This is a genomic window from Novosphingobium rosa NBRC 15208 (genome assembly GCF_001598555.1).
GTDB lineage: Bacteria > Pseudomonadota > Alphaproteobacteria > Sphingomonadales > Sphingomonadaceae > Novosphingobium > Novosphingobium rosa.
Window position 1 is genome coordinate 1 of record NZ_BCZE01000098.1, and the last position, 23,896, is coordinate 23,896.

The 23,896-nt window shown below is 64.5% G+C and carries 21 protein-coding genes; 6 read left to right on the forward strand and 15 right to left on the reverse strand.

Features of this window, described 5'->3' with window-relative positions:
* Positions 1 to 120 precede the first annotated feature (120 nt).
* The 8 genes from SR3_RS26810 to SR3_RS26845 form a co-directional block, all read right to left on the reverse strand.
* Entirely contained in the window at positions 121 to 453 is a 333-nt protein-coding gene (locus SR3_RS26810; protein ID WP_157099139.1) for a hypothetical protein, read from the reverse strand.
* Positions 454 to 673: 220 nt separating this feature from the next.
* Positions 674 to 1,315 (reverse strand): response regulator, encoded by a 642-nt coding sequence (locus SR3_RS26815; protein WP_245654119.1) that lies wholly within the window; start codon positions 1,313 to 1,315, stop codon positions 674 to 676.
* Complete coding sequence (locus SR3_RS26820) at positions 1,303 to 4,317, reverse strand: sensor histidine kinase (RefSeq protein WP_068093252.1); 3,015 nt, start codon at positions 4,315 to 4,317, stop codon at positions 1,303 to 1,305. Before SR3_RS26820 ends, SR3_RS26815 begins: the two co-directional genes overlap by 13 nt.
* A gap of 125 nt (positions 4,318 to 4,442) precedes the next feature.
* A complete protein-coding gene (locus SR3_RS26825; protein ID WP_068093254.1) occupies positions 4,443 to 5,222 on the reverse strand; it encodes an SDR family NAD(P)-dependent oxidoreductase in 780 nt (259 codons plus the stop codon).
* 25 nt (positions 5,223 to 5,247) lie between these two features.
* Positions 5,248 to 5,958, reverse strand: a complete 711-nt coding sequence (gene bdcA / locus SR3_RS26830; protein WP_068093259.1) for an SDR family oxidoreductase — start codon at positions 5,956 to 5,958, stop codon at positions 5,248 to 5,250.
* A gap of 46 nt (positions 5,959 to 6,004) precedes the next feature.
* The gene (locus SR3_RS26835; protein WP_068093261.1) at positions 6,005 to 6,616 is read right to left on the reverse strand and encodes a hydrolase; all 612 of its coding nucleotides are present in this window, start codon (positions 6,614 to 6,616) and stop codon (positions 6,005 to 6,007) included.
* A complete protein-coding gene (locus SR3_RS26840; RefSeq protein ID WP_068093295.1) occupies positions 6,613 to 7,089 on the reverse strand; it encodes a cupin domain-containing protein in 477 nt (158 codons plus the stop codon). The genes SR3_RS26835 and SR3_RS26840 overlap by 4 nt, the downstream gene beginning before the upstream one ends.
* An 11-nt stretch (positions 7,090 to 7,100) precedes the next feature.
* On the reverse strand, positions 7,101 to 8,018 hold the full coding sequence (locus SR3_RS26845) for an alpha/beta fold hydrolase (protein ID WP_068093264.1): 918 nt from the start codon (positions 8,016 to 8,018) through the stop codon (positions 7,101 to 7,103).
* Positions 8,019 to 8,447: 429 nt separating this feature from the next.
* On the opposite strand from SR3_RS26845, the gene SR3_RS26850 reads away from it, so the two are divergent.
* Positions 8,448 to 9,005 (forward strand): nuclear transport factor 2 family protein, encoded by a 558-nt coding sequence (locus tag SR3_RS26850; protein WP_068093266.1) that lies wholly within the window; start codon positions 8,448 to 8,450, stop codon positions 9,003 to 9,005.
* Between the two features lie 114 nt (positions 9,006 to 9,119).
* Here SR3_RS26850 and SR3_RS26855 read toward each other — a convergent pair whose 3' ends face one another.
* Positions 9,120 to 10,631, reverse strand: a complete 1,512-nt coding sequence (locus SR3_RS26855; RefSeq protein ID WP_068093268.1) for an aldehyde dehydrogenase family protein — start codon at positions 10,629 to 10,631, stop codon at positions 9,120 to 9,122.
* Between the two features lie 257 nt (positions 10,632 to 10,888).
* Between SR3_RS26855 and SR3_RS26860 the strand changes: the two genes are divergently transcribed.
* Entirely contained in the window at positions 10,889 to 11,884 is a 996-nt protein-coding gene (locus SR3_RS26860) for an AraC family transcriptional regulator (RefSeq protein ID WP_068093271.1), read from the forward strand.
* Positions 11,885 to 11,978: 94 nt separating this feature from the next.
* Here the strand turns inward: SR3_RS26860 and SR3_RS26865 are convergent, their stop codons facing one another.
* A complete protein-coding gene (locus SR3_RS26865) occupies positions 11,979 to 13,427 on the reverse strand; it encodes an APC family permease (protein ID WP_068093274.1) in 1,449 nt (482 codons plus the stop codon).
* A gap of 125 nt (positions 13,428 to 13,552) precedes the next feature.
* Between SR3_RS26865 and SR3_RS26870 the strand changes: the two genes are divergently transcribed.
* From SR3_RS26870 to SR3_RS26885, 4 genes are all read left to right on the forward strand, one after another.
* On the forward strand, positions 13,553 to 14,599 hold the full coding sequence (locus SR3_RS26870) for an AraC family transcriptional regulator (RefSeq protein ID WP_169805718.1): 1,047 nt from the start codon (positions 13,553 to 13,555) through the stop codon (positions 14,597 to 14,599).
* A gap of 317 nt (positions 14,600 to 14,916) precedes the next feature.
* Positions 14,917 to 16,056 carry a tyramine oxidase subunit B gene (locus SR3_RS26875; protein WP_068093278.1) on the forward strand — a complete coding sequence of 380 codons (1,140 nt, stop codon included), beginning with the start codon at positions 14,917 to 14,919 and terminating at the stop codon, positions 16,054 to 16,056.
* Positions 16,057 to 16,077: 21 nt separating this feature from the next.
* Entirely contained in the window at positions 16,078 to 16,500 is a 423-nt protein-coding gene (locus tag SR3_RS26880; protein ID WP_068093280.1) for a RidA family protein, read from the forward strand.
* Positions 16,501 to 16,557: 57 nt separating this feature from the next.
* On the forward strand, positions 16,558 to 17,853 hold the full coding sequence (locus SR3_RS26885) for an NAD(P)/FAD-dependent oxidoreductase (protein ID WP_068093282.1): 1,296 nt from the start codon (positions 16,558 to 16,560) through the stop codon (positions 17,851 to 17,853).
* Between the two features lie 101 nt (positions 17,854 to 17,954).
* On the opposite strand, the gene SR3_RS26890 is transcribed toward SR3_RS26885, so the two are convergent.
* The 5 genes from SR3_RS26890 to SR3_RS26910 all read right to left on the reverse strand — a co-directional run.
* Positions 17,955 to 20,315 carry a TonB-dependent receptor gene (locus tag SR3_RS26890; RefSeq protein WP_245654120.1) on the reverse strand — a complete coding sequence of 787 codons (2,361 nt, stop codon included), beginning with the start codon at positions 20,313 to 20,315 and terminating at the stop codon, positions 17,955 to 17,957.
* A 615-nt stretch (positions 20,316 to 20,930) separates the two neighbouring features.
* Positions 20,931 to 22,154 (reverse strand): NAD(P)/FAD-dependent oxidoreductase, encoded by a 1,224-nt coding sequence (locus tag SR3_RS26895; RefSeq protein WP_068093284.1) that lies wholly within the window; start codon positions 22,152 to 22,154, stop codon positions 20,931 to 20,933.
* A gap of 20 nt (positions 22,155 to 22,174) precedes the next feature.
* Positions 22,175 to 22,483, reverse strand: coding sequence for a 2Fe-2S iron-sulfur cluster-binding protein (locus SR3_RS26900; protein ID WP_068093287.1), 309 nt, complete (start codon positions 22,481 to 22,483; stop codon positions 22,175 to 22,177).
* A gap of 46 nt (positions 22,484 to 22,529) precedes the next feature.
* Positions 22,530 to 23,360, reverse strand: a complete 831-nt coding sequence (locus SR3_RS26905) for a 2-keto-4-pentenoate hydratase (RefSeq protein WP_068093289.1) — start codon at positions 23,358 to 23,360, stop codon at positions 22,530 to 22,532.
* 28 nt (positions 23,361 to 23,388) lie between these two features.
* Positions 23,389 to 23,896, reverse strand: a 508-nt coding sequence (locus SR3_RS26910) for a flavin reductase (RefSeq protein WP_307564538.1), incomplete at its 5' end; no start/stop codon positions are given.

Sequence of the window (23,896 nt, forward strand, 5' to 3'; positions counted from 1 at the left end):
TTGTCGCGGCGAGCATGCCGATCGGCGCAAGACTGCGCCGTCGGCCGGAATGGTCGTTCATGATGATAATCCTTCACGAGACACGTCTCCCGCCTGCGCGGATGCACAGGCGGCGAAGGATCAGATCGAGGGAGGACGCAGCGGCGTGGCGCCGGGAATGCCGCCGAGCGGGGGCGTTTCGCGCAGCAGGCGAAGATGCAGACCGCTGGTCCACAAAGGCGGCGTCACCGCCAGCGGCGGCGTCACGAACCAGTGGCCGATGGCATGGGCGACAAGATGCACCCCGCCATCAGGGTCGTCATGGCCCGTGCTGTCGTGACGATCCAGAGCCGCGACATGGGTGGCATCGTCATCGTGGAAGGCCGCACTGTGCCAGCCCGCGGCGAGGCTCATGCCCAGCACAGCCAGCAGCGCCAGAACGCTCAACAGCACGGATGAGCGAAATACCCTCATGACAGACAGTCTAGAACCGTCTCGAGAGCGCGGCAAGGCCATCATGACCACGATGGACAAAGCGGCACGGCCGCCATTGCATCAATGCCGCCATCGCGGCCTCGACAGGCGATTGAGGAGTTCCGGGCCATCTCGCAATATTGGCAAACTGTTGCGGCTGACAAAACGGTTGCCTGCTCACCTCGCCAGCAGAAATTTTGGGAGACAAGGAACAGCCACTTCACGAGAAGGGGTTGAAATATCCGCGCCGCGCCGCGACTGTGACCGCGTGCGTGCGATCATGCACGCCGAGCTTTTCGAAGATCATCTTGAGCTGCGCCTTGATCGTATCGCTCGACAGGTTCAGCCGCCAGGCAATCTCCTTGTTGGCATGGCCTTCGGCCACCAGTCGAAGCACTTCGATATCGCGTTCGGTAAGCGCAACATTCAACGCATGCGTGGCAATTTCATGCGCGATATCGGCTGATAGCGCACGGCGGCCGGCATGAACCGAACGGATCGCATCCGTCAGTTCACCCCTGATGGCATTCTTGAGCAGATAGCCGGCGGCGCCTGCCCTTATGGCGCGCGCCGCATTTGCGTCACCAGGGTATGTGGTCAGCACCAGAACCCGTGCATCGGGCGACAGGCGGCGGATTTCCGCAATGGCTTCGACCCCGCCCATCCCCGGCATCCGCACATCCATCAGCGTCAGATCGGGCGACAGCTCCCGAAACTTCTCGATGGCCTCAACCCCATTGCTGGCTTCACCAATGGCCACCATGTCGGGCTGCCGGGCCAGCAGGGCGGCGATTCCGTCGCGCACCATCGGATGATCGTCGACAATCAGGATGCGGATGGGAGGCGCCATCATGAACTCCATGGCCGCGGTGCGCGCGGCTTGTAGGCGATGGCTCCGGGAACCGTCAGCACCACTTCGGTCCCTCGGTCGGGCAGACGCCGGATCGCAAGGCGGCCACGCAAGCGCTGCGCGCGTTCACTCATGCCCAGCAAGCCGTAATGGCCTGCCTTGCCACCCGCCCGGGCGATTTCGGGATCTATGCCATGCCCGTTGTCCGCAAAGCGGATCTGCAGATTTGCGCCGTAATGCAGTTCGACAGTCACTTGCGTGGCCTCGGCATGGCAGTGAATGTTGAACAGGGCCTCACCGGCAATCCTTGTGATCTCGTCCAGCGCCGCCGGATCGAGAAGCCGGACCTCGCCTTCCAGGGCAGTCGCGGTCACCACCTCTGCCCCGAACCCGATCCGGGCGATGAGGTCGCAGATGATCTGTTGCAGATCGCCTGCCTGCTGCTGGCGCAATGCGCGGACCCGGTCGCGGCCCTCGGCGATGACCTTGTCGGCGATGTCGATCGCGGTGATGAGCGAGGCACGCACGGGCATCTCTTCCGGCAGATCATCGGCGGCCAGCTGAAAGCGGAGCGTCAGCGACTGGACCGACTGCAACAGCGTATCGTGCAACTCGCGCGCGATCCTCTCGCGTTCCTCCGCGCGTTCGGCCATCCGCATGCGGATGCGGTTCGCAACGGTGCGCAGGCGCAACGAATAGGCCAGCCACAGCAGCGCCAGCAGCAGCGCCGCGCAGATCAGCTTGAACGGCCAACTTTGCACGAAGGTGGGCTGGATCTCGAAGGTCATCGTGGCCCCCACCCTGTTCCAGACACCATCGCTGTTCCGCGCGATGACCTGAAAACGGTATCGGCCGGGCCCCAGGTTGGTGTAGGATGCCGTCCGCCGCGCACCCGCATCGACCCAGGCGTCATCCACGCCCTGCAGCCTGTAGAGGAACTGCACACGCTGCGGCACCGTGAAGCTCAGCCCGGCATAGGCGATGTTGACGGTGCGCGTGCCCCCGGGCAGCGTTACATGGGCCGGATCGCGCCATATCCCCCCGTTGCTTTCAAGCGAGCGGATCGTCACCGGCGGCGGCACTTTGTTCGGCTGCAGCTTCGCAGGATCGAAAAAGGCCGCCCCCTGTCGATTGAGGAACCAGAGCCGGCCATCTGCCCCCACGGCGGATTGTTGCCCCATGAAGCCACCCTGCTGAACCGTGCTCGCCAACCCGTCCAGAGCGTCGAATTTGGTGACGGGCAAGGGGGCGCGCGGATCGTCGAAAGCGCGATTGAGATCGGCCGTGGCCACTTCATACACACCGGGCCGGCTGAACAGCCACGTCTTCCCGTCCGTGGTCTGCTGGAGCGTCCTGACCCAGGTGATCCACGGGAAGCGCCGCTCGTCGAGATGGCGCAGTTGACTTCCACGCATCCGGGCCAGTCCGGCGCTGCCGCTGATAAAAAGATCTTGCGAACCCAGGCCGTGGCCCGCCATCAAGGCCCAGGGTGTGCCGATACCCGCCTGTTTCAGGCTGATTGTCTCAAGCCGGCCCCCGTGCAGAATGGCGATATCAGGCGGAATGACCAGAGCAAGTTCACCCGCCTGCGTCGTGGTCAGATCCCAGACGTTGAGCTTGGCGAGCGCACCGCCGGCCCGATGCCAGCCTGACGCATCTCGCCATAGCAGCGCGCCGCTGGCCACGGCCAGCCAGAGACGGCCAGAGGCGTCTTCGGCGCAAGCGATCCTCGCCTCGCCGCCCGGATAGCCGGGAAACCGTTGCACGCGCGCGCCCTGCAACAGGATGAGCTGGCCTTTCGGCTCGATGCCCCAGACGCCCCCGGCGCGGGCGCTGCACATGGAAATTTCGTCCGTGCGAAGCGTCAGGACCGGAGCTGCCCGCCCGTTCAGGGGCACACGAAACACCGTCCGGCGCGATCCGACATAGATGCTTCCGTCACGCGCCCGGGCCATCGAGAGGCCATGTTCGGGATCGGGGGGCACCGCAGGGTCCTGCTGCGCCGCAGCCCGGCGGAACTGATCGATGCCGCTTTCCGTGGTGATCCAGACATTGCCCTCGCGATCGACAAAGGGCGCATAGCTGGTGTCGGATGTAAGGCCGTTGGCCGCGCCGAACCGGCTGACCTGCGCAGCGGGCCTAGCAGACGGCGCATGAGGGTTGGCGATGTAGAAGATCCCCACGGACCCTGTCGTGCCCCACAGCCCGCCATTGCGATCGAACGCGATTGCGGCGCGGGTCACGCCCGGCACGGGCGGAAAACCGATCGTGGGCTGCGCGCGCTTTCCGCTGGCGTCGAGAAACATGCGGACCCCGCCGGCATCCGAGATCCAGAGAGCGCCATGGGGATCGAGCGCGATCTTGGGCCGTCCCGAGAGGGTCACAGGCATGGTCTGAAACCGCGTCGCATGGGGGTCCAGAAACGCCAGCGTGCCGCTTTCCCCATTCTCGGCGCTCAGCGCGACCCACAGCCTGCCGTCTCGCCCGGGGATCAGATCCATGATGTAACCGCGCGGCAGCCCCAGCGTTTCATCCACCCGCTCCCACTGGTCGCCGCGTCTGCGCAGCAGCCGCTTGTCGAGGCTCATGGAGGAGGCCCATAGCGTGCCGTCGGGCGTTTGCGCCAGAACCGCCAGCCCTCGCGGCGGGTCGGGCATATGCATATCGCGCAAGGCGCCTTGGCGGTATACGGCAACGCCGCCCGTATCACGCAAGCCAACCCAGAGTTCGCCCCGGTCACTCACCATCAGCGCCGATGGCGAGGCGTGGCGCTTGCCTGCCCCCTGCGGCCAGTCGATCCGCTCGAAGGTCGCGCCGTCGAAGCGATAGAGCGCGTCTCCGGCGAGCCAGATATAGCCATCAGAGGTCTGCGCGATACGCAGCAGACCGTCCGGCGCGCCATCGTCGGCAGCAGCGCGGACGTGCTTGAATGCCTCGAAACCGGGGGAGGAGGATTGCGCAAGGCAAACCGTGCTGACGAGCAGGGACATCGCCAGAAGCGTGAGTGGCCCCATTCTGGTCAAGCAAGACCGGATCATGCGACTGGCCTGTTCCCCCGTCGGAGCCGACACCCCTCTTGCCCCTGAAGCCCTCTTATCAAAGCCTGCGGCCTCGACAATCCGCAAACACCATCCCTGACTTACATCAGCGTATCGATCACCCCGCCATCCACGCGCAGCGCGGCGCCGGTGGTCGCCGAAGCCAGCGGTGAGGCAAGATAGACGAACATATTGGCGACTTCCTCGACGCTGGCGGCGCGCCGGATGATCGATGTCGAACGCGAGGCGCGCACGAAGTCAGCCGCAACCTCCTCGATCGGCTTGCCCGTCCTGGCCCGTTCATCCTCCAGCATCGCGGCGACGCCTTCCGACAGCGTGGGCCCGGGCAGAACGGAGTTCACCGTCACGCCGGTTCCCGCCATGCGCTTGGCGAGCCCGCGCGCCAGCGCGACATCGGCGGTCTTGCTGACGCCATAGTGGATCATGTCAGCCGGAATGTTGAAGGCGGATTCCGAGCCGAGCAACAGGAAACGGCCCCAGCCGCCGGCCTGCATGTCGGGCAGATAAGCCCGGGCAAGCCGCACACCGGCCATCACATTGACCTGCCAATGACGGTCCCAGATCGCGTCATCGGTGTCGAAGAAATCGACAGGCTGGAAGATGCCCAGATTGCTCACGACGATATCCGCCTTTGGCTCTGCCGCCACCAGCTGCTTATGCCCGGCAGCAGTGCCAAGGTCCGCCGCCACGCCCCGCGCGCCACCACCGATGCGCGCCACCGCGGCCTCGACTTTGGCGCCGGTGCGGCCATTGAGGATCACGGTGGCGCCGGCTTTCGCCAGCCCCTGCGCGATGGCGAAACCGATGCCCTCGGTCGAACCGGTGACGAGCGCGGTCTTGCCGCCAAGATCGATGTTCATGCGTTTCGTCCTTTGATCGGATGGTTCAGGCGCCAAATCCGCCATCGATGGTGTGAAGCGCGCCCGTCACCACGCCTGCGTCCGGCCCTGCGAGCCAGAGCACCATGCCTGCCACTTCCATGGGGCGGACATGGCGCTTGATCGCCATAAAGCTGTGCATGGCCTCGCTCATCGGGCCGTTGGCGGGGTTCATATCGGTGTCGGTCGGCCCCGGCTGCACGACATTGACGGTGATGCCGCGCCCCCCGAAATCCCGTGCCAGACCGCGCGCCATGCCCTGCATCGCCGATTTGGTCAGCGCATAGGCCGCGCCGCCTTCAAAGGGCATCCGGTCGCCATTGACCGAGCCGATGATGATGATGCGGCCACCATCGGCCATTTTGCGGGCGGCTTCCACGGCGGCATGATAGGGTGCGCGGACGTTGAGATCGATCATCCGGTCGACGGCATCGGCATCAAGCTCAAGCGGATTGCCCAACACCAGCGCCCCGGCGTTGACCACGAGAACATCGAGCTTGCCCTGCGAACTGACCGCCGAGATGACGGCCTTGCGATCCGCCGCATCCGAGCGGACCGCCACGGCGCCCGTCTTGTCCTGAAGTGCCGCCGCGGCATCCGTGGAGCCGGCATAGGTGAAGGTCACGAGGTCGCCCGCTTCGGCAAAACGCTGCACGATGGCGGCGCCGATCCCCCGGCTTCCGCCGATGACGAGAACATTGCGCTTTTCCTGGATCATGGGTCATTCCCTTGAAATCGGGGTTGATAGGCAGAACCTGCCCCGGTCAGTGACCGACCTCGGCAAAGACGATGTCGGCGAAGCCCGGGACGGTCGCGTCGCGCGCCCAGTCGCGCTGGAGCTCGCAGGCGACCTGAATCCAGCTGACCGGAACGGCGCCGGCCTGAATCAGCCGATGGATCCCGGCCCGATGCGCGACCTCGGAGGTGCCCGCCACCGCATCGACGACGGCAAAGACCTCATAGCCATCGCGCAACGCATCGAGCGCCGGGAAGACCAGACACACCTCCGTCCACAGCGCCACCATGATCAGCTTGGAGCGACCGGTGGCTTTCACGGCGGCCACGAAATCCTCGTCCTCCCATGCGTTGATCGAGGTCCGGTCGATGGGAGACGCGTCCGGCAGCACATCGGTGATCTGCGGGATCGTCGGCATGTTCCGCCCGGTCGCGACATTGACCGTCGAGAGGACAACAGGAAGCCCATAGAGCTTGGCGGTGCGAGCCAGCGCGGTGACATTCTTCACCAGCAGCCGCTTGTTCATCGTGACGATTGATCCGACCTGCACCGGTTGGAAATCGATGATGATCAGCGCCGCATTGTCAGGCGACAGCATATGGTCCGCGATGGGGTCACGGGCGATGGCGGGCGAGGTCATGGCTGTTTCTCCGTTGGAATTGAAGGCTCTGCAGCGGTGAATTTGGTGTCGGTGGGGCCAAAGCCGCTGATGATGACCGTCACCGGAACGGCCCCCGTCATCGCGAAATGAGCGTCACCGCCCGGCTCGCTGTAGAAGCTGCCGGGGCCAAGCGCCTTGGTCGCCGAGGCAGCGGCGACCGCGCCATAGCCGAAATGCCAGACGCCCGAGACGACCACGGCGGTGCGATCATCGCGATGGGTATGGGCCGCGATCTTCGTGTTGGCGGGAACCCGCAGTTCGATCGTGTAAGGGCCCGCGGCCGTCGGATCGCCCGCCAGAACGATGGTCTGGATGCCTGCGACCCCCGAGGTGCCCGGCCCGCCGGAGGCGCGATGCTGCGCCGCGACCTCGGCCTGGGTCAGGCGGATTTCGCCCTGATGCGCGGCTTGGGCTCCACTCGCCGCCGTGGCGGCCAGCAGGAGCACGGGCATCAGCACCCGGCTCACTTTTGCGCGTCCAGAAAGCTGCGGATCACCGAAACGGTTTGCGCGGGCTGCTCCTCCATCAGCCAATGGCCGGAATCGCGCACCACGGCCTCCTGCACATTGCTGGCCGCAGCGCGCATCACCACCGCCATCATCGGGCCGAAGGAGTGATCCCCGCCGACCGCCAGCACCGGCATCGCCAGCTTGCCCGCCGCCAGAAAGGTCTGATCGTCCCTGACGTCCTGATCGAAGGCCTTGAACTGCTCGAAACCGGCATGCATCGCGCCGGGTCTGGCGTAGAGCGCGGCGTAATGCTGGCGGGATTCTTCGTCGAACTTTTTGGGATCCGCGGAAAATTCGTTCCAGAAGCGATCGAGATAAATGCGCTCCCGACCGGCGACGAGACGCTCCATATCGGGGCCGCCGAAGCGGAAATGCCAGAGCATGGGGCTTTTCAGGATCTCATCCCAAGGGCCGACGCCGGGCAACGGCGCATCCATCAGCACGAAGGCCTTCACCCGGTCGCGATGCTCGGCGACGAAGGCGAAACCGACCATGTTGCCGATATCATGGGTGACGAGATCGACCTGCCAGACCTTCAGCGCATCAAGCACGCCGGCAATGTCATAGCCCTGCGTCTTCTTGTCATAGCCACCCGCTGGCCGCGCCGAGAGCCCCATGCCGCGCAGATCCGGCACGATGACCGTATGATCGCGCGCAAGGTCCGCCGCCAGCGGCGCCCACATGTCGCCGGTTTCCCCATAGCCGTGCAGAAGAACGACAGCAGGTCCGCTCCCGCAAACGCGAACATGCAGGGTGGTGGCGTTGGTTGCCACATCCTGCACCTTGCAGGTCGATGGAAAGGGCATGACCCTGGCGTCGGCCGAAGCGGCGGACAGCAAGGCGATCAGGCTACTCGCGAGAAGGCGCAGCATAGAAATCTCCTCGAGCTTCAGGAAGCGACAGATGGGCAATCCGGGGGAAATGGCGCGCAACCGGAATGTGGGAACGGCGGAACCTTTGCTGCCACGAGGGCCGGCGTATGTGCAGCAAGGCGCGTGGTCGCCGTCGCAACGGCTTGAAGATCGCGCCTTCTCTGGACTGTGACAGCCACGCTCATGGCGGTGTCCACTGTCCTCGCCCGGCGGCCAGCCTTCAATCCCAAGGCGGGTCCGCTGACTTACCCAAACGGGTAGAACGATGGCTGATCGCATGTTCTGCTCAATCGGCAGCTTCCGGCGCCAACCAACATGCGTCACGACTGGCCGCAAAGCGCAGCAAAGTCACGCGGCCGGTGATCGCCGCTTGGCCCGATCCCCGCCTCCCCTCTAGGCACGATGCCATATGCATCGAGGAGAAAAGCCGTGAGTGATCTGGAGACAATCGTGGCGCAGCTTGGCGAGGATGTGGCGCGGCTGAAAGCCGAGGCCGCCGCCCGCAAGGTGCTGGGCCGCTACATGTTCCTGTGCGACAGCCCCCTGCCCGAGGCCGGCATACCCCCCGAGGCCCGCGCCAGAGCCATCGGCGATCTGTTCACGCCCGATGCCATCTGGGAAGGCGTGGGCGGCGCGCATGGGGCGCAATTCGGCCAGCATCGCGGCCCTGACGAGATCGCCGCCCATATGGGCCGCTTCTACGCCGCCGCCAATCCGCGCCAGATCTTCAACACGCACTATCTGTGCAGCGAGCAGGTCTGGGCGACCGGACCCGACAGCGCCGAAGGGCAATGGGTGCAGTTCCAGCCGTGGATCTATGATGATGGCACCTCGCTGATCCGCTCAAGCCGCCTGCATGTGCGTTTCCGCGAGACCGAAAAGGGCTGGAAGATCGCCCATTACCGCACCGAAAACCTGTTCATCGGCACACTGCCGGAAAACTGGGCGCACACGATGATCACCCAATCGGTGCTGATGGCCGGCTGAACCCGCCATCCCTTATGACATGATCGCAAAAAAGCGCGGCGGGGCAGACCCTCGCCGCGCTTTTTCCGTTGCGTGAAGGCCCGCAGCGCGCAACGCGCTGCGGGCCTTCACGCCTTACCCCAGATTGAGCGTGACCGATTTCGCCTCGGTGTAAAGTTCCAGCGGCGCATGGCCCAGCTCGCGGCCATAGCCCGACAGGCGGTGGCCGCCAAAGGGCACCGCCGGGTCCAGCAGATTATGCGCATTGACCCAGACATTGCCCGCCTTGAGTCCCTCGGCAAAGCGCCAGGCGCGGGTGAAGTCACCCGTCCACACGCTGGCGCCAAGGCCGAAAGAGGTGTCATTGGCCAGCGCCAGCGCCTCTTCCTCGGTGTCGAAGGGCATCACCGCCAGCACCGGACCGAACACCTCGTCACAGGCCAGCGTCATCGTCGGCGCCACATCGGCAAAGATCGTCGGGCGGAAGAAGAAGCCTTCGCGGTCCGGCGCGAAGCCGCCCGCCACCAGCCGCGCGCCCTGCGCCTTGGCCCCTTCGACAAAGCCCGCCACACGGTCGCGCTGGCGTGCGGAGATCAGCGGGCCCATCTGCGCCGCCGGGTCGAAACCATCGCCCAGCACCATGCCATCGGCGATGGCCGCCAGCCGCTTCAGCACGGGCTCATAGAGGCTGCGATGCACCAGCAGGCGCGAACCCGCCGTGCAGACCTGACCATGGTTGAAGAAGATCGCCCCGGCAGCACCCTGCGCCGCCACATCGGGATCGCAATCCTCCAGCACCACCACCGGGCTCTTGCCGCCCAGCTCCAGACTCAGCCGCTTCATGGTGGCCGCCGCACGGCGCTGGATATCCTGCCCGACCTGGGTCGAGCCGGTGAAGGCAATCTTGTCGACCAGCGGATGTTCAACCAGCGCAATGCCCGCCTCAGCCCCGCCGGTCACGATGTTGACGGCCCCCGCCGGGAAACCGGCCTCGACCACCAGCCGCGCCAGATACAGCGCGGTGAGCGGCGTCTCCTCGGAGGGTTTGAGCACGACCGTGCAACCGGCGGCCAGCGCCGGGGCGATCTTCCAGATCGCCATCACCAGCGGGAAGTTCCACGGGATGATCTGGCCCACCACGCCCACCGGACGGCGCAACGTCTGCGAGGTGAAGCGCATATGTGGCACATAGGCGAAGGAGGGCGAAATCGTTGTGCCCTCGATCTTGGTGGCCCAGCCCGCCATATAGCGCAGCGAATCCAGCGCCAGCGTCAGATCGCCATGGCGCGCCATGGGCAGGATCTTGCCATTGTCGAGCGTTTCCAGTTCGGCCAGCGTGTCGGCATCGCGCTCGATCAGATCGGCCAGACGCAGCAGCAGCCTTTCGCGCGCAACCGGGCGCAAATCTTTCCAGTCACCCTTGTCGAAGGCATGGCGCGCTGCCCGCACGGCCTCGTCGATGTCCTGCGCGGTGCCGATCGGGCATTGGGCGATCGCGGTGCCCGTGGCCGGATTGATTACCGGAATGCTGGCGCCGCGCCCTTCAACAAAGGCACCATTCACCAGCAGCTGCAGCGGCTGCCCGAGAAATTCGCGTGCCGCCTTGCCCGCTCCGCCCACCTCGATCACCTCGATCACCTCAGTCATGCCAGCCTGTCCCCTTGGATATCGTCAAATGCCTGACGACCAGGATAAAAGCATGGCGGGGGGCCGCTATCCGCAATCGGCAGCGGCTGTACCAAAATCGGCAAATGCCCGTTCGACGTATGGCTTCACTTGACTCCCGGGGTAGGATAGTTGATCTTTCAACTTTCCAAGGGTCGAACCGCGCCGTACCGCAAACATCGGGTGGCACAAGCACAGGCGGCGCCCCTTGAAGGATTTGGGAAAGAGGAAGCCGGACCATGCTTTCACTGCTATCGCAATCGAACATCCCGGGCATGCAGAGCCTTGTCTCGCAGCAGGCCGATGTGGTGCATGACACGCTGTCGCGGCGGCTTTCGAACCACAAGCTGGCCTGCCGGCGCCCTGGCCCCATGGATGCGCGGATCTACAGCCTCGAACTCGCCGCGATCCAGCTGGTCGAGCTGAGCTATGGCGTGGATGTCGAGGTGGAGGCCGATGTCAGCCCGGATCATTTCCTCGTCCATATCGGGCTGGAGGGCGAAACCCAGATGTGGGCGGGCGGCAAGAGCCATCCGCTGGGCACCGATGCGCTGATGGTCAGCAACCCGGGCGCGCCGCTGCGGGTGCAGATGACCGGGGAGTGCCGCCATTTCGCGGTGCGCATGCCGGTGTCGCTCTGCACCGATTACCTCACGCGCCATCTCAACGTTCCGCTCAACCGCCCGCTGGAATTCTATGCCGGGCGCGAGGGATCGCGCGAGCTGCCGGTGGTCTGGCGCGGCATGATGGCGCATCTGTGCGAGCAACTGCGGCTGGCCCCCACCATGATGGGTCACCGCCGGATCCAGCGGCACTATGGCACGCTGCTGGCCGAGATCCTGCTCGGCAATTACTGCAATTCCTATTCCGAGCAGATCGCGATCCATGGCAATGACATTTCGCCACGCCATGTGCGCCGCGCGCGGGATATCATCCACGCCTCCAAGGATGACACGATCTCCATCGCCGATCTGGCGCAGCGCGTGGGCGTTTCGGTGCGCAGCCTGCAGAACGGCTTCCGCCAGTTTCTGGGCGTGACCCCGCTGGAGTATGTACGCCGCCACCGGCTGGAGCAGCTCCACCGCGCCCTGATGGACGAGCAGAGCCGCTCAAGCGTGACCGAACTGATGCTGGAATGCGGCATCGTCAATTTCGGGCGCTATGCGCAATATTATCGCCAGCAGTATGGCTGCCTGCCTTCGGAAACCCTGCGCCGCCACCATCCGAGCCATTGACCCGGGGCTTTCATGGATCGGCCCGCCGGGCCCTCTTGCCGAAGGCCCGGCGGGTCGGACAGGCGTGGATCCGCCCCGCCCGCTTCGGTCTGCCTCAGGCCAGATCCCCAAAGGCCTGACCCAGGGTTTCATAGCGCTTGGGGTCACGGGCGCGCAGCTGGCGCGCAAAGATCACCCCCGCCAGCAGGACCAGCACAAGCGCCACGGGAAACAGCCGGATCAGCGGATTGGTCGTTCCGGCCAGCAGCGGCAGGTTGATGATGACCAGCCCCATGGCGCCCATCAGCCCCAGCAGGCTCAAACCCGGCGCCAGTAGCCCCACCCCGACATGCGGGTGCGGACCCTCGGGCCGCCGGAAGAAGGCGATGATCGCCAGACACACCAGCGCCTGCACCAGCAGGATGCCCAGCACCGCAAAGGCCGCCGACCAGGAAAAGACCAGCCCGTAGGGATCGGCCCCCGCCGCCGCGAACAGCGCCACGATCAGCGCCGCCGTGATGGATTGCAGCATCCCCGCCACCTGCGGCGAACCATGCCGTTCATGCACATGCCCCAGACGGCGCCAGACCAGCCCCTCGCGCCCCAGCGCGAACAGATAGCGGCACAGGGTGGAATGCAGCGACAGGCTGCAGGCCAGCAGGCTGACGATCAGCAGCACATTCATCATCTCGACCGCCCAATCGCCCAGCAGCGCCTTTGCGGCGGTGAAGAACAGCTGGTCGGGATGGGCCGCGGCAATGGCCTGAATATGATCGGGGCCGAAATATTGCGCGATGGCCCAGGTGGAGAAGGCATAGAAGGCCGTGATCAGGATCACTGCCGTAAAGGTGGCGCGGCGGATGGTGACATCCGGGTTCTTGGCCTCTTCGCCAAAGATCACCGTCGATTCAAAACCGATGTAGGAGCCAATGACGAAAACCAGCGCCACGCCCAGCCCCGATCCGAATACCGTATGCGGCGCAAAGCTGACCGCCGAGAGCCCCTGCGGGCCCCCGCCATGGCCGATGATGGCCAGATCCAGCAGGAACAGGATGGCGATCTCGGCGATCATGCAGGCGCCCAGAATATGGCCCGAGACCGCAATGTTGCGCTGGCCGCAGAGCAGCACCATGATCAGCCCGATTTCCGACCAGACATACCACGGCAGGATGACGCCCAGATGCGCCATCGCATCGCGCGCGAAAACACCCAGCAAGGCATAGACCGAGATCTGCACCGACGAATAGGTGACCAGCGCCAGAAAGGCCCCGCCAATGCCCACCGCGCTGCCCAGCCCGCTGGAGATGAAGACGTAAAATCCCCCCGCCCCCGCGACATGGCGGCTCATCGCGGTAAAGCCGACCGAGAACAGCAGATAGAGCAGGCCCGCCAGCACAAAGGCCCCCGGCACTCCGGCGCCATTGCCAAAGGCGAAGGCGGCGGGCGATGTGCCCACCACCGCTGTCAGCGGCGCGGCCGCCGCCACCACGAAAAACACGATATGCGCCAAACCGAGCGAATTTTTGGAGAGGCTGGCGTTTGTTTCGCCTGCTGCATTGGCCATTGCGTTTTCCCTGATCTAATCTGCTCAGATTACGTATACGCGCCGCACAGAGACATCGCGTAAGACGTCAAAGATTCGATAAAACACGCCAGGCATGACGACCCGGCGGGGAGATGGTGATCGGGATGACGATGCATGCTTCGGTTCGCGGTTCGGTGGTCACGGCGGTCATTGAGGAGTTCGCGCGCCACGGCGGCGATCCGCAATGGGTGCTGGACCGCTACAATCTGACCCCGGCGATCCTGGCCGACCCCTATTCCAGCGTTTCGCTGGGGCGCTATGCCGCCATGTTCGAGGATATGGCAACCCGGCTGGAAGACCCTCTGCTGGGCGCACGCCTTGGCCAGTCGATGCGGGCGGCGGATCTGGGCCCGGCGGGCATGCTGGTGGCCCGATCGCGCTCGGTGATGGTCGCGCTCGAACGGCTGACGCGCTTTGTCGCCAGTTTCCAGCCGGGCACGCAGGCCGGGCTCAAGGAAAGCGACGGCCTGCTGGTCTGGACCTATCGCCTGAACGATCCGGCGATCTGGCCCCGGCGCCAGGATGCGGAATTCACCGTCACCTCGCTGGTCAAGCTGATCCGTTCGGCCTTTTCGCCCGAGTGGCGCCCGCTGATGGTGCAGTTCGAACATGCTCCGGCCACGCCCGGCTCGGCGCGCGCGCTGGAAAAGCTGCTGGGCTGCCCGGTGCGCTTCGAAGCGGCCAGCAACGGCCTGATCCTGCCCGCCGATGAGGCGCGCGCGCGGTTCCGCAATGAGGACAAGGATCTGATCGCCGTTCTCGAACGCTTGCTGATCACCTCGGCCCCGGCGGAGGCGGATCATGTCAGCTGGAGCGAAAAGGTGCTCTCGCTGATCGCCACCTATCTGGGGCAGCAGGCCGTCACCCTTGAACGCCTTGCCGCCGATCTGGCCCTTGCCCCGCGCAGCCTCCAGAGGCGCCTTGCCGCTGAGGGCACCTCGCTGCGGCAATTGCTGCGCCGCCATCGGCAGGAACTGGCGGTGCAGCATCTCCAGACCGGGGCGCAACGGCTCGGCAATCTGGCCGAAGCGCTCGGCTATGCCGATGGCACGACCTTCTGGCGGGCGCACCGCAACTGGACGGGGCTTCCGCCCAGCATGGCCCGCGCCAAGCGCACGGCCTTCCCCATGGCCAACGATCGCGAGGGTTAACCCATCCCCATCGCGGCGATGCCGCATGGCGGGATGAGCCTCGCATCAGGATTGTTGCTGCCCCACCGTCTATCCGGATCTGGTGCAGCATGCCTCGCCCGCGCGCAGCATCACGCGCCCATCTGGCGCAAATTATCGAATTTATGGCGCATAAGGCAATAGTCTGACCGGCGGCTCTGAGGTCTATCTATCCCACGACCGAACACGGCTCTGGCTGGCGCATATCCAGAAGGCACGCTGGCCTCAAGCCCTGCTCGGCTCTGCGGAGAGAGCATCTCCTTCTCATCGACAGACATAAGGCCTGATGGAACCCTAACATGACCAACTCGACGAAAATCGACTTCCTGTACCTGTCCGAACAGGACATGATCCGAGCCGGTGTCACCGACATGCCCGCCTGCGTCGACACGATGGAGGAGATGTTCGGCCTGCTTCACCATGGTGACTATCGCATGGCCGGGCCGAACAATGACTCGCATGGCGCGCTGGTGATGTTCCCCGAAGACTCGCCCTTCCCCGGCATGCCGCGCGCCGGCGCCGACCGCCGCTTCATGGCCATGCCAGCCTATCTGGGCGGCAGTTTCCGCACGACCGGGATGAAGTGGTACGGATCGAACATGGCCAACCGCGAGAAAGGCCTGCCGCGCTCGATCCTCACCTTCGTGCTGAACGACCCCGATACGGCGGCGCCGCTGGCCTTCATGTCCGCCAATCTGCTTTCGGCCTATCGCACCGGGGCCATTCCGGGCGTGGGGGCCCGCCATCTGGCGCGCAAGGATTCCCGCGTGGTCGGGCTGGTTGGCCCCGGCGTGATGGGCAAGACCACGCTGATGGCACTGATGGCCACCTGCCCGCAGATCGACACTCTCAAGATCAAGGGGCGCAGCAAGGCCAGTCTCGACGAGTTCCTGAGCTGGCTGGGTGAAACCTTCCCGCAGATCACCACGGTCTCGGTGGTCGACACCATCGAGGAAACGGTGCGCGGCTCCGACATCGTGACCTATTGCAACTCGGGCGCCACGGGCGATCCCTCCACCTATCCGCTGGTCAAGCGCGAATGGGTGAAGCCCGGCACCTTCCTCGTCATGCCCGCCCTGTGCAACATCGACGAGGGCATGGAGCGCGAGGATGTGCGCAAGGTCGTCGACAATGCTGGCCTTTATGAGGCCTGGTTCGAGGAATTGCCCAAGCCTGCCCACAATGTCGTGCCGATCATCGGCGTGAAATTCATGGACATGATCCATGAAGGCAAGATGCGCCGCGACCAGCTGGAGGACATCGGACCCATCGTCGCGGGTGAGGCTCCGGGACGGCTCAACGATGACGAGATCATCATCATGTCGGTGGGCGGCATGCCGGTGGAGGACGTTGCCTGGGGCACGGTCGTCTATCGCAATGCGCTGGAGCGCGGCGTGGGCGTGAAGCTGAACCTGTGGGACGAACCCGCCCTGCGCTGACCCTCTTTTACGGACGCAACCATGACCGATATCGTCAAGATCAAGACCGGCTCCAAATTCGAGGAGATCGGCAGCTATTCGCGGCTCGTCGCGGTGGACAACTGGATTTTCGTCTCCAACACCGCCGGGCGCAACGCCCAGACCGGACAGATCCCCGAGGATGTGATCGAACAGACCGATCAGGTCTTCGCCAACATCGAGGCGGCGCTTGCCTCGGTGGGGTCCGGGCTGGGCGATGTGGTCGCCTCACGCGTGTTCATTCAGGATCCCGCCGACACCCATGGCGTGATGACCCGTGTGGGCGAGAAATTCCGGGGCATCGATCCGGCCAGCACCGTGACGTGCCCGCCGCTGGGCTCCACCGTCTACAAGGTGGAGATCGAGGTGACCGCCTTCCGGGGCGCCGCAAGCGCTCCGACCGAGCGGCGAACCATCGCCCTTTAAGCCTTTTGACGGGGCGGGCCTTGAGAGCCCGCCCCTTTTCTTTTCAGGATCCCTTTCGTGGCACCAGCGATCAATCCCATCCAGACCTCGTCTGATTTTCCGTCCACCACCACGGTGGTCGTCATCGGCGGCGGCATCGTCGGCCTGACGGCGGCCTTGACCCTGGCCGAACGCGGCATTCCCGTGGTTCTGCTCGAAAAGGGACGCATCGCGGGCGAACAGTCCTCGCGCAATCTGGGATGGGTGCGCAAGACCTCGCGCGCGGTCAGGGATGTGCCCATGTCCGTTGCATCCGACCGGCTGTGGGCCGACATGCCCGCCCGGCTTGGCGCTGATGTCGGTTACAGGCAGGCGGGCATCATGTTTGTGGCCAAGACCGAAAGCGAGATGGCCGCGCATGAAGGCTGGCTGGGCTCGGTCGCCGATCAGGGGCTGGATTCACGCCTGCTGTCTCCCGGCGAGATCGACAGCCTTGTGCCCGGCGGGCGCGGAACATGGGCTGGCGGCATCTTCACTCCCTCGGACGGTCGGGCCGAGCCCGCGCTCGCCTCCAGCGCGATCGCCAGAGCGGCCATGCGGCATGGCGCGTTGATCCTGGACAATTGCGCGGTGCGCACGCTGTCTTTCTCCGCAGGGAAGGTCAGCGGCGTGGTGACCGAAAAGGGCGAGATCCGCTGCGATCAGGTGCTGCTGGCCGGTGGCCTGTGGTCGCGGCGTTTTCTGGGCAATCTGGGCGTCGAACTGCCCACCCTGCCGCTGATCTGCCACGCCATCCGCACCGCCCCCATGGAGGGCCCGACCGACATCGCCGTGGGTGGCCCCGATTTCTCGTTCCGCAAGAGGCTGGACGGCGGCTTCACCATCGCCCAGCGCGGCGCGGTGGGGGCGCCTCTGCTGCTGGACCATCTGCTGATCGGCACGCGCTATCTGCCGGTGCTGCGCTCTCAGCGCGGTTTGCTGCGCATCTCGCTGGGCAAGGCGCTGTGGCAGGATCTTATGCTGGCGCGGCGCTGGAAGGGCGGCGATGTCTCACCTTTCGAGAAAATGCGCGTGATGGACCCGCCCGCCGATGCGACGATCAATGCCGAAGCGCTGCGCAACATCGCGGCGGCTTGGCCTGCCTTCGCCAATCTGGTGGTCGAGGAGGTCTGGGCCGGTTCGATGGACATCACGCCCGACTCCTTGCCGGTGATCGATGCGATCACCAAAGTGCCGGGACTGACCGTGGCCTCGGGCTTTTCAGGCCATGGTTTCGGCACAGCGCCCGCCGCCGGGCAACTGGCTGCCGATCTGGTCACCGCGGCTGCAACGCCGTTGCTCGATCCCGCCCCCTATCGGCTCGACCGTTTCTGAATCAGCCGGAGAGAAAAGGGGGGGGCGCCTGTCAATCAGGCGCCCCCCCCTTTTTGCATTCGTTCGGCAAGCGGCGCGCCCTTGCGAGCGCGCCGCCCCGCTTACCATTTGACGGTGGCGCTCACCCCATAGGTGGCGGGCTTGGCATACATGCTGGTGGTGCCCAGCGCGCCAAGGTTCAGCGTATAGGCGCGATAGGCCTTGTTGAAGACATTGCGCCCATAGACTTCGACCGAAAGCTTGCTGTTGGGCGAGGTCCAGGTCAGCGAGGCATTCGAGACATTGTAGGCTTTCTGCAGGGAAGACAGGCCATTGGTGACCTCCAGATACTGGTCGTCATACCATGCACCATCGAACTGCGCCGCCAGATTGCCGATGGATGTATCGCGATCATAGCGGAACACATAGTTCACGCTGAAACGCGGCGCATTGGGCAGCTTGGCGTTCTGCACCGACTTCTGCGGGAAGTTGCAGAAGTAATTGCCGTTGCCCTGATCGGTGCAATATTGCGGCGGGGTCGATCCGGGGACCAGCACCGAGAGATATTCCGTGCCGGTGGTCTGCACATTGTTGACCTTGCTGGTTTCCCATGTCGCGCCCAGATTGATGTTGAAATGCGGCGCGGGGCGCAGGAAGGTTTCCAGCTCGGCGCCGGTGGCCGTGGCATTGCTGTTGACCACCTGCGGAATGTTGTTGATCAGCGCAAAGGCTTGATAATTGTTGTAGATATAGTGATAGACCGTGGCGTTGACCCGCACCGTCTTGGTGTCGTTCGACCATTTCGCCCCGGCCTCCAGCGCATTGAGGACTTCACCCTTGTGCTGGAAATTGCTGGCCTGAACGCTTGGGTTCAGCGTGAAATTGCCCCCCTTGATGCCGCGGTTCCACGAGGCAAAGAGCAATGTGTTGTCTTGCGGCTTGTAATTGAGCGTGACGCGCGAAGCCCAGTCACCATGCGCGATATGGTCGATGCCGGGGATCTGCGCGTCGAAGCTCTGATTGGTGGCCAGCAGCACGGACTGGTTGCCATCCGCGATCACCGAGGTGTAATCCACCTGCTTGTGGTCTTCCGAATAACGCAGGCCGGTGATCAGCGTCAGCTTGTCGGCAAGGTCATATTCTGTCTGCCCGAACAAAGACCAGTTCTTCGAACTCAGGCGATAGGTTTCCGTATCGGCCGGGTTGATGGCGGGCAGGCCCACGCTCAGCGCGGCGCCCAGCGCCGGGTTGCCGGTGGTGACCGTCTTGCCGCGCACCAGCATGTCGAGGTAATAGGCGCCCGCCTGCCAGCGGAAACGCGGCGCATCGCCTGAAAGACGAAGTTCCTGGCTGAACTGGGAATAGCGCGCCTCGGTGTTGAACTTGATGACTTCCGCCGAGGTGGCGTCGCCATCCTCCTGATACTCCTTGTGAAGCCAGGTGTAATTGGTGATGCTGGTCAGCTTGGCAAAGCCCAGATCATACTGCAGCTTCCCCTGATAGACATCGACCTTGCGGTTGAGATAGCCCGGATCGTTGGAGAAATTGGTCCAGGGGCTGGCCTTTTCACCGGTCAGGCCGTTGATGACACCGCCGGTGCCGTTGGAAAGACCCGCCGCATCGGTGGTGCAATAACCATTGGCCTGCATGTTGCAATTGTCGAAGACATAGCCGCCGGTAGCGACATGATCGTCCTGACTATGCTTGTACCACAGATCCAGCTTGCCGCGCGTGCCTAGGTCAGCCTGAATCGTGCCGCGCAGCGCCCAGCCATTCTCGCCGCCCAGCGCCTGGCCGTCGCTGCCCGCGCCCGGCTTGATGTAGCCATCCGCCTTGCTGACGCGCCCCGCCACCCGGAAACGCAAACCGTCGATAAGGCTGCCACCAAGCGCGCCTTCGACCGACCGGTGATTGAAACGCTCATAACCGGCGGTGACATAGCCGTTGAGTTTGCTCTTGCTGGCATCCTCGCTGACATATTGGATCAGACCGCCCGTCGCATTGCGGCCAAAGAGCGTGCCCTGCGGCCCGCGCAGCACCTCGACGCGCTGCACGTCGAACAATTGCCCGCTCACGCCGTTCATCGAGCCCATATAAGCGTCATCGACATAGACCGCGACAGGGCTTTCCAGATAATCGGCAAAGTTGTTCTGCGAAATACCGCGCAGATTGAAGATGGTGACATTGGGCGACCATGCATTGAGCTGAAGCCCCGGCACATGTTGCGTGATCTGCGTGGTGTCGGTCACGCCCAGCGCCTTGAGCTGGTCGCCGGAAAAGGCGGTCACGGCGATCGGCACCTTCTGCACATTTTCACTGCGCTTGTTGGCCGTCACCACGATATCGCCGAACCCGCTGCCAGCGCTGCCCTGCGGATCGGCGGTTGCGGCGCCTTCAGCTCCCTCCGCCCGGGCCGAACCCGCCATAGCCGTCAGAGCCAGCAGCGATGCCGCCGCGCGCCAGACACATGTCTTACCCATCATGAATGTCCCCGAATTCATCCGGACCTCGTCCGGAATGTTTTATGTTTCAAACAAGCGATTCAGAACAAAGCCTCCGCTTCATCGCCAGGCTTTCGGATCCCGGACGCCCTATCCCAAGGCGTTCCATTCCGAAGGCCAGCGCGAATGTGGCTGAAAACTCCCACTGGGCGAACGTGCATTCCTGACCGATGGTGGAACGCCGTTCGTCTGATGGAAGATTGGCTTGGGGCAGCGCAGGGCGCAATCCGCGATGCGCAGATCGTGCTGCGCAAATTGGCTATCGGCACGCCGCAGAGGTCAAAACCACTACGTCAAATGACCACCCCGGCGCGGAAGAGCCACAAGGACGATGGCGAAGTTGTTCACATAATTAATATAGATCAATTATTTACCGCAGAAAAAAGGGATGACGGTCGCATCGGCTCGCCGCCAATATACAGTTTACGCCAAGCGCATACGCTATGCGTCAAACAAAAACCTGAACGCCTCAGCCCACATTGCACCAATCATAGACCGAAATTAATTCCAGTTTTAGCGCCGTCATGGTCAAACAGGCGGCCAGCGCCTATCTGGCTCCCTATCTCGACCGAACCATGCCGCGCGTGCAGCGCGCCATCACAAACAGTCCTTGAGCGGTATGCCTGTGTCCGTCAGCCTTGCTGGATCAGGGCGCGCGCCGGCCTCGACCAGCTTGCGGCCCTGAACATAATCCTTGACGCTGTTCACGCAATCGAGCGCAATCACCCGGCCTTCGCGCAGATAGATCACCGAAAAGCTCCGGGTCGCCGGATCGCCCCGCATCACCATCGCATCATGACCGAGCGAAAGGCCCGCCGTCTGCAGCTTGAGGTCATACTGGTTCGACCAGAACCACGGAAAGGCGCGATAGGGCTGGGCGTCGCCGCAGATCGCCCTGGCCACGCAACCGGCCTGATCATTGGCATTCTGCACCGATTCCACCCGCAGCACCGCGCCACCGGCATGATGGCAGGCAAAGGCGGCGCAATCCCCGATGGCGTAGACATCGGGAAGCGTGGTGCGGCAGAAGGCATCGATCTCCAGCCCATTGGCCCCCGCGGCGCCGGCTGCAACCAGCGGGGCCACCGCCGGCACGATGCCGATCCCCACAATCACCGCATCAGCGGGCACGACCGAGCCATCCTCCAGCCGCACACCGGCGACGCGGGTCTCGCCTTGCAGATCGATGACCGTGACGCCTGTACGCAGATCGACGCCATGGGCGCGATGCTCGGCCTCGTAAAACCGGGATAGCTCAGGGCCGGCAACGCGCGCCAGAACACGCGGCGCGGCCTCCAGCAGTGTCACCTGACAGCCCGCCCTGGTCAGCACGGCTGCTGCTTCAAGTCCGATATAGCCTCCGCCGATCACCGCGATACGCCGCGCGCCGCTGGCGACCTCTTCCATCAGCCGGTCGCAATCCTCGCGGGTGCGGACATAATGGATCCCCGCCAGTTGCGATCCCACGCAGCTCAGCCGCCGCGCATCGCCACCCGCTGCCCAGACCAGCGTGCCATAAGTCAGGCTCTCGCCGTCAGACAGCGCCACGCGCTTCGCCGCCGGATCGACGGCGATGACCTCGCGCCCCAGACGCAGCCCGATGGCCTTTGCGACCCAGAAGGCGGGCGGGCGGATCAGCAGCCGCTCGAAGCTTTTCTCACCCGAAAAATAATCTTTCGACAGCGGCGGCCGCTCATAGGGCGGTTCGGCCTCCTTGCCGATGATGGTGACGCTGCCTGCATAGCCGTTTTGCCGCAGGGCGATGGCGCATTGCGCCCCCGCATGCCCACCACCCACGATCAGCACATCGGCATGATCCATTCCCGCGCCTGCCATCATGGTCAATCCTCCGGCGCGATGGTGACACGCAGTCCGTCCAGCGCCTGCTCCAGCCGGATCTGGCAAGAGAGGCGGCTGTCAGCCCGGCGATGGTCGCTGCTGTCGAGCAGATCGTCCTCATCCTCGCCGGGCGGCGGCAAGGCGGGTCCCTCGACATAGACATGGCATGTCGCGCAGGAGCGGCTACCGCCGCACATCGCTTCCAATTCATCGAAACCGGCCTGGCGGATGGCTTCCATGACCGTCTGGCCAGGCAGCGCATCGACAGAATTTTCCTGTCCGGCGCGATCGATAATCGTCAAACTGACCATAGTTGAACCTCTTGTCCTCCTTCATCCGGAGGCATCCCCGAACTGCTTATTCGCGCCCCTGCTGCACCACGGTCAGGCAATCCACCTGCCCCAACGGCCCGAAATCGGCTCTGGCGCGCGCGCCCGGCCCGATCGGATGCATGCCGGTCAAGGCTCCGGTGCAGACGACATCTCCGGCCCGCAGGGGGCATCCCAAGCGCGCCGCCTGCGTGGCCGCGAAGGCCAAAGCCTGCCAGATGCCGCCCGGCAGGCGCGATGTGTCGCCGCGCCCGACCTCGATCCCGTCGATGCTGGCGACACAGGGGATCTGAGTGAGATCCATGTCCTGCCACCCCGCAATCGCGGGCCCCACCAAGGCGCCATTGTTGTTGCCGAAACAGGCAATCGACGCCAGCGGCCCCAGGGCATTGATATCGGCCATCGGGCTTCCGGCGATCTCGATGCCTATATGCAGCCCGGCGGTCAGGCTGCGGATTTCGGAAGGAAGCACGGGTCTTTCCCCCAAACTTCGGGCATCGGGTGCGTCCTGCCCAAGCACCACCACGATTTCGCATTCGAGCAGGGCCGTCCCCCCGTCGATGACCGGGAAACAACCGATCTCTCCAGCACCGACATGCCGGATGGTGTCCGCACTGATCGGCCCGATAAAGCGATCGACACGCAGGGCGTCTTCCCATGCGCCCAGCACCCGTCCGACCTTGACGCCGCCGGCGCGGGCGCTCCATGCGGCCTGGGCGCTCGACTGAATGCCATAAGCCTCGTCCAGCGTCCGCGGCAAACCCGCAGGCCAGCGCGACAGACCTTGAGCGGCGCGGCGCGCAGCCACGAAACGGGCGGCGATCGGGGGCAGCCCATCGCTTTCAGCGCTCTGGTTCATACTCACGTCCTCTCAGCCGGGCCGCGATCTACGCCGCGCCCGGTTCGAGATGGCGATAGCTGCGCTCGAAATAGGCCAGAGAGCCCACACCGGTGCCCGTCACCACCTGCTCGACTGCGCCGATGAAGATCGTATGCGTGCCCACATCGAACAACTGCGTCACCCGGCAGGCCAGAGCGATGCGCGCCTCGGCCAGAGCCGGCACGCCGTGATCGAGCGCGATGATCGATCCGGCTGCGGCGAGGCGATCATCGATCGACAGATCCCGCGCCGAAAAGGCCGCCGAAACGCCATCTTGCCCCGCCGCCAGAACATTGACGCAAAACCGCCCGTTGCGGCTGAGCACACCATGCATCCGCGCGCTCTTGTTGATGCAGACCAGCAGCGATGCCGGATCATCCGTCACCGAGCAGACCGCCGTGGCGGTCATGCCGTGGCATCCAGCGGGGCCATGGGTGGTGATGACGTTCACCGCCGCCGGCAAGGCCGCCATGGCCTGCCGGAAGTCCTGTTGCGTAACCATGGTTCGCTCCCTC